Origin of the sequence: Pseudorhodoferax aquiterrae (assembly GCF_014652235.1) — a bacterium.
Classification (GTDB): domain Bacteria; phylum Pseudomonadota; class Gammaproteobacteria; order Burkholderiales; family Burkholderiaceae_C; genus Pseudorhodoferax; species Pseudorhodoferax aquiterrae.
The window spans coordinates 1-6,580 of sequence record NZ_BMYK01000061.1 but is presented as its reverse complement, the minus strand read 5'-3'; the positions used below and the strand labels follow the sequence as shown (position 1 = coordinate 6,580).

Annotated in this window: 5 protein-coding genes and 2 pseudogenes; 1 reads left to right on the top strand and 6 read right to left on the bottom strand. The window is 63.5% G+C overall.

Annotated features, from left to right (window positions below):
- The first annotated feature begins 181 nt into the window (after positions 1–181).
- Positions 182–1,639: an alpha/beta fold hydrolase gene (locus IE209_RS33305; RefSeq protein WP_108497019.1), complete on the top strand. Its 1,458-nt coding sequence runs from the start codon at positions 182–184 to the stop codon at positions 1,637–1,639.
- Positions 1,640–1,669: 30 nt separating this feature from the next.
- Here IE209_RS33305 and IE209_RS33300 read toward each other — a convergent pair.
- The 6 genes and pseudogenes from IE209_RS33300 to IE209_RS33275 form a co-directional block, all read right to left on the bottom strand.
- Positions 1,670–1,843 (bottom strand): annotated as a pseudogene (locus IE209_RS33300) (transposase); the annotation flags it as partial.
- A gap of 168 nt (positions 1,844–2,011) precedes the next feature.
- Entirely contained in the window at positions 2,012–2,647 is a 636-nt protein-coding gene (locus IE209_RS33295) for a ParB/RepB/Spo0J family partition protein (protein WP_227740917.1), read from the bottom strand.
- 48 nt (positions 2,648–2,695) lie between these two features.
- Complete coding sequence (locus IE209_RS33290; protein WP_059400345.1) at positions 2,696–3,598, bottom strand: helicase C-terminal domain-containing protein; 903 nt, start codon at positions 3,596–3,598, stop codon at positions 2,696–2,698.
- 216 nt (positions 3,599–3,814) lie between these two features.
- Positions 3,815–4,078 carry an RES family NAD+ phosphorylase gene (locus IE209_RS33285; protein ID WP_059400346.1) on the bottom strand — a complete coding sequence of 88 codons (264 nt, stop codon included), beginning with the start codon at positions 4,076–4,078 and terminating at the stop codon, positions 3,815–3,817.
- 203 nt (positions 4,079–4,281) lie between these two features.
- Positions 4,282–5,829 (bottom strand): IS91-like element ISCR8/ISPps1 family transposase, encoded by a 1,548-nt coding sequence (locus tag IE209_RS33280; protein WP_011117152.1) that lies wholly within the window; start codon positions 5,827–5,829, stop codon positions 4,282–4,284.
- A 108-nt stretch (positions 5,830–5,937) separates the two neighbouring features.
- Positions 5,938–6,543: pseudogene (locus tag IE209_RS33275) on the bottom strand (oxidoreductase dimerization domain-containing protein); the annotation flags it as partial.
- Positions 6,544–6,580: the final 37 nt, after the last annotated feature.

Below are 6,580 nucleotides of genomic sequence, written 5' to 3'. Positions count from 1 at the left end.
TGGGTCAGTATTGCGCGATTCCGGTGGGTCGGTTCGAGACGATCGCCAACACCGTTGACACAAGATTAGTTACCTAATATTATTTTCCTTAGGTGGCAAACTATGCACCTGAGGCTCGCAGTGGGTAGATTTCGTTTTCGACTGTTAGCGGGCGCCGACCAACATGTAAAAAGGAGACCACATGAAAAGTGAACCAAACCGGCAGGTGAGGGCAATCGGATCTATCAGTTGTCAATCGAGGCGCCTCGTCGGCGTGATAGCGGCAGCTGTACTAACGGCGTGCGGCGGAAGCGACAAGGACGCTGATGGTCCGCCGACACAGCAGGAAGTTGTAGTGACAGGATGCAATGGGACCGTTACCTATGTGGAGGCCGAGGGCGCCTTTGCAAACGGGTCGCCGTGGAGCATGCGTCGGCCAACAGGCTGGAACGGCTTGTTGATCAACGACCTTGACTATGTTCCCGCTAAGGACGGCGCGCGGAGTTGCTACTGGTTGCAGCGAGGCTACGCGCTTTCGGGTACCGGTCGAAATCCGCAAAGAAACTTTAACTATGATCCGGATCGAGAGCAGCAAGAGCTGATCTCGGTCATCGACATGTTCAACGCGCGCTATGGGAAGCCTACGAAGGTGATCCAGTATGGACACTCGGGCGGCGGCTTCGTTGCTCTAAATTTTGCCGAGCGCTATCCCGAGAAGGTTGATGGCGTTGTTGTAGGGTGCGCTCATGAGCCGGTACCACTCATGAACATGATGTTGGATGGGTGGTTCGTGCTGAAGACGCTGATCGCATCAGAATTGCAGGTCGTCGGCTTCTCCGATCTTGCTTCCGTAGCAGATCAATCTGCAAAATGGCGCGCCGCTCTCACGCTAGCTCAGCAGAGCCAGGAAGGTCGGGCTAGGATTGCGCTTGCTGCTGCAGTAGGCCAGTGGCCGGTGTGGAGCAATGCCACACGAGCTCAGCCAGATCCCTTCGATCTCGGTGCGCTTCAAAGTGCAGTCTTCGACACTGTGCTTCTCAACGCCGCCCAACCTGGAGGACAGTCTCGATTCATGTTTGAGCATGCAGGGACATCTCCGGCAGTTCGGCAACTCTCTTGGAATGCGGGCATCGACTACTCCCAACTTCTGGCCCGCGCCGAGCCGGCAGTCGGGCGTCTGGTGCTATCGCTTTACTCGACAAATGGACTCAATCTCCAGGCCGATCTTGCAACACTGCGGGACGCGACCCGTGTACAGGCGGAACCCGCCGCCTCGGCGTTCTGGAACGGGCCGGGACGAACAGTCCACGGCACACCCAAGATACCTTCCTTGCGGATGCATACAACAGGAGATAACGTGGTGCCTCCAAACATCATCGATTCGTATGTTCAGAAGATGCAGGCCAATGGTGGAGATGTGAGTCTCTACAGAACGACGATTGTTGACCGTGCGGGGCACTGTACGTTCGAGCCTTCAGAGTCAGCTGCGGCGATTGAGACAGTCTTGACTCGGATCAACACTGGGGTTTGGCCTGATGTCAGTCCAGCCGGAATGAACGCTAGGGCCAAAGCTCTCATACCCGCATCGGTGCCCGCGTTTGTGCCATACGAGCCAGCTCGGGCGAACCGGCCACAGAACAATCCTGCGGGCGGCCTCTAAACCGCGAGACAGGTGCCCGCAATGGCACCTTTCGGTTGCCAGGCCCTGCTTCTCAAGCAGGTGGCGGAACCGAAGGATCGTCGTCTCGTCCAGCAACCGCGCCACGGCCCTCAGCGCGGCGAACTGGCGGAACACGGGGATGTTGTGCAGAGACTGCTCCATCGCCGGGTCGCTCGGCGCGAACCATTGCTGCAGGTAGTGAACCGCCCCGGGGCGGTTCACCCGGACGATCGCACGCGTGACGCAGCGCACATTGATTACATGCCGCCTCGGACACCGCATAGGCCGGACGCAGATGTCCATCGAGAATGCCGTGGTAGCGGCCTCGGATCCTCGACACTCTCCCGGACTGAGAAGGCCTACACGATGCGATCAAAGCCGGCGGCCCGGCCTGAGCACTGATACGAATGCATAAGGTTCAACCTTTTCGCATGTCTGACCAGAAGCGGCGAAAACCAGGGAACCATCAGGCAGCCGGCGCGCATAGCGTCCGAGTTGGGACTTCGGCAAGGTCACCGGCACCTTCTGCGTCAGCACGCCGTCCTGCTTCTCCGGTGGGGTGCCCGAGAGCAGTTCGGCGTGGCCGAGTTGGATGCTGCGCGTAGTCAGCGCCTTGAGCACTGCGGGTGTGCAGGCCATCAGCGCGAGCCGCCGCTCCAACACCTCGGGCGACCAGCCCATGAGGCGGGCGGCTTCTTCCTTGTCGCCGCGCTGGCGCAGCAGTTGGCGCTGCGCGGCACGGGCTTCCTCGGCCGGCGACATGGCGGCGCGGTAGTAGTTCTCGATCACCGACATGGCCTCGGCCGCCTCGTCGCTGGCGTCCTTGATGACCACGGGCATGTCGTAGTCGTCGCCGAAGACGTTCCTTGCGGCTCTCCAACGGCGCTCACCGGCGATGATCTCGAAGAGGTCGGTGCCCAGCACAGGCCGCACGACGATGGGTTCGAGCACGCCGACCGCGCCGATGCCCTCCATATGGAGTTCATGGGTGGATCGGTGTTGGTCCACCCAGGATCTCCTACCGCGACGCACCTTCAAGAGCCGCCGCTGGCGCCGTCACGCGGCCGAACGATCGACCGTTGCCGCGTCGGATGGCAAGCCTGGCGCCGCGCCGCGCACACGTCGGTACGGCGGCAGGCCCGCCAGCAGGCGCCGGCCCCACGGCGTGCTCGCCAGCCGCGGATCCAGCACCGTGACGCGGCCGTGGTCCTCGGGCGTGCGCAGCAGCCGCCCCACCGCCTGCGCCAGCCGGATGCCGACCTCGGGGACGCTGCGCTCATGGAAGGCGGACCTCCCCTGCGCCTCGATCCACTCCCGGCGTGTCTGCTCGACCGGATCGTCGGGCACCGCGAAGGGCAACTTGACCACTACCAGGTGCGTGCAGTAGGCGCCGGGCAGGTCCACCCCCTCGGAGAGGCTGGCCAGACCGAAGAGGACCGAACGCTGGCCCTGGTCGATGCGAGCCTTGTGGCGCGCCAGCAGCTCGCGCTTGGACGTGCTTCCCTGCACGAGGATCTGCTCGCGCAGCGCCTCCGGCAGCGCATGCGCGACCTGATGCATCTGCCTTGCCGATGCGAACAGGACCAGAGACCCGGCTTGCGCCTCGAGCAGGGCGGGCAGCATGGCTGCCACCTCCTCGGTATGCGCCTGGGCATCGAGCGGATGGGAGCGCATGCGCGGCAGGTGCAGCTCGGCCTGCGCCGCATGGTCGAAGGGTGATGGCAGGCTGAGCGCATGCACCCCCTCCCATGCCTTCAGGCCAGCCTCTTCCATGAAGAGGTCGAACGAGCCGCAGGCCTGCAGCGTCGCCGAGGTCAGCACGGCAGCGCCGGCACGATCCCACAGCAGCGTGCGCAGGCGTTCTCCGCCACCGATCGGCGCAGCGCAGACGTGGAACTCTGTCGTCCGGCCCGCCCTGACCTCCTTGCCACCGCGCTCGATCCAGCGTGCCAAGGACATGTGCCACCTCGGCCATCATCACCAACTGCGCGCGGCGGCTGGCGAAGCCCGGCATGGCCTCGCGCAAGGTGCGCAGACAGGACTGCATGCGGGCTTTCTCTTCGTCGCTGAGCATGCGCCCAGCTTCTCGCAACAAAGCGCGTCTTCAAGGCCCGGCGCAGCGGGGCGTGGGTAGCCTGCAGCGCACCCGAGGCCACGCTGTGGCCCATACGCAGTTCACCAGGACTTGGTCGCCTGCACCGGGATAGAGGCAGGAACATGGCTATAACGCACGCCCTCGATCACGTGCATCGAGACAGCCTCGCACTCAATCGCCAGGTGGAAGGCTGGCCGCCAGTCCGGGGCCAGCATAGCCTCCGGCTCGCCTCTATCGAACAGAACATAGTTCACGCCACCCTCGCATTGCACGGACCGAAAAGCGATGCCATCGAAAGCCCACTTCTTGTCGTAGCGGATGAACTCCGCCAGCGCCTGCGTCATCACGTAATCCGTATCACGGATAGGAAATTCAACCGCATGAGGCCAAGTATGGCACGAGTTTTGGGCCTCGAAACACGTTCGGCCAAGGAAGGTTGAGCGCTCGCTTGCCGCTCAATGGCAAGAGCTTGGGAGGCAGTATGCATTTGGGCCTGGCGCGCGCGCAGCTGCTTCCCCGCAGCGATGGATACCGCCGCTTCACTGGGTCACCAATTGACGCGCTGGTCTACCTCGTCGGGTTGAGCTGCCAGATCCCAATCCGGCTCGCCTTGCGCACCATCATCCACCGGCGCGTCGCAGCCCTCCCACAGCGGTGGCCCGCGTGCCGGGGTGATGTGCGGGGGGGCAGACTCCACCCCGATGTGGTTCAGGATGTGGCGGATTTCGGCGCTGTGGGTGATGAAGGCAATGATGCGCATCTGCCCACCGCACATGGGGCACAGCAGCGGAAATGCCTCGTAGATGCGGGCAATCAGCACCGCCCACAAGTAATGCGCCGCTCGCTTCGGGCGTGCTTCAGGTTCGGGTGTGGGTGTGGCCGCGTTGCCCGGCGCCGCCACCCCAGGTACGCCCGCGCCAGGTTGTGCAGTCTCCACCGTGGCTGGTTGCGACGCAGCAGGCTGAGCCAGCGCCGTTACCGCCGCTCTCAGCGGCGAGTTTGGTGCCAGCACACCAAAGTAGCGGTGCCGGTGGGTGCGTGGCGGTGGCACCAGCGCGGCGATGCGGTCGATCAGTTCCAGCGGTGTGAGGTGCAGCTCATCTGCCTTGGCACCACGCTTGTCACTGGTGGGCTCGCTGCGCTGTTTGGCACAGCGGTACACCAGTTTGCTTCCCTCTTTGCGTAGGCGCTCCATGGAAAACGGTGGACGCGCGCAATAGCGCAGCAGCCGCTCCAGCGCAGCGCGGTCGTGGGCTTCGATGCAGACACCGGCGTCCACCGAGAAGCCGCTGTGTTTGTAGCCCAGCATGTCTTTGGCGTCACAGTTCTCCAGCAGGCCCCGAGCAACGAAGGCGCGCAGGATGCGTTTTTGCAGTGTGGTCTGCACTGGGGCCACGGTAGCCGCATCGATGCCGGTGGCCGCGTGAAAGATGACACCCGGCGATGAGATTCGAGGGGTCGCATCAGCATCGCCCTCGCCCTCCACTTCCTCAAACACCCCGTCCACCACACAAACGTGGAAGTGGACGTGTTCATTGAGGCTGGAGCCGAATCGGTGAATGAAGGCGATGGCACCGATGTGCAGGCCTGCCTTGTCCATATGGGCCGCACCGGGGCTGTGGGTCTGCAGAGTTTGTGCGATCACCCGCAGAAAGATGCGCAGCACCATGCTCAGCACCGCTCCGTCGCGTTGCATGAAGTACCGCAACCTCTTGGGCACGGAGAGCACCCACTGGCGCACCGGCAGGCGGGGGAAAACGTGGTCGCTCAGGTGTGCCGCCGTCTCCACCATCCGCCGCGTGGTGCACGAGGGGCAGACTCCCCGGCCTTTGCAGGAGAAGGCTACAAAGTAGTCGTGCCCACAGTCGCCGCAGCGAGCGCGGGCAAAGCCATGGGCAAAGATGCCGCACTCAAGATACTTGGCAAACGCTTTGCGCACGAAGGGCTTGGGGGTGTGGTGGTCGCCCTGGCCGTCGAACTGACCCGCGCTGGCCAACTCTAGCCAGGTCTCGTAGTGCTCGGCTACCATTTGGTAGAGCAGCGTGCGTTCGGGGTGGCGTGGGTTGTAGAGCTTGGGCTTGGAAGTGGCTGACATGAATACTGTACAAATGCACAGTATTCTGCGGCGATTGTTTGGGTACGCAAAGCACAAGGCCCGAACCGTCGCCAGTTCGGGCCTTGTCAGGGTAGCTTGGCTGCGGACTTACTTGCGCGCAGGCGGCACATCCGTGCAGCTGCCATGCGCCACTTCCGCCGCCATGCCGATGCTCTCGCCCAGCGTCGGATGCGGGTGGATGGTCTTGCCGATGTCGACAGCGTCCGCACCCATCTCGATGGCCAGGGCGATCTCGCCGATCATGTCGCCCGCATGCGTGCCGACCATGCCGCCGCCCAGGATCTTGCCGTGGCCCCGGCCAGCATGGCCGTCTCCTGATCCTGCTTCGGGGCTGTCGTCGAACAGCAGCTTGGTGACGCCTTCGTCGCGGCCGTTGGCAATGGCGCGGCCCGAGGCCGCCCAGGGGAACAGGCCCTTCTTGACCTTGATGCCCTGCTGCTTGGCCTGGTCTTCGGTCAGGCCCACCCAGGCCACTTCGGGGTCGGTGTAGGCCACGCTGGGGATCACGCGGGCGTTGAAGGCGGCGCTGGCCAGTTCCTTGTTGCCCTGCAATTCGCCGGCGATCACTTCCGCCGCCACATGCGCCTCGTGCACCGCCTTGTGCGCCAGCATGGGCTGGCCCACGATGTCGCCGATGGCGAAGATGTGCGGCACATTGGTGCGCATCTGGATGTCCACGTTGGGGTCTCCTCGTTTTCAGTGCAATAAGTGACGGTACGAAAAGCTAGCA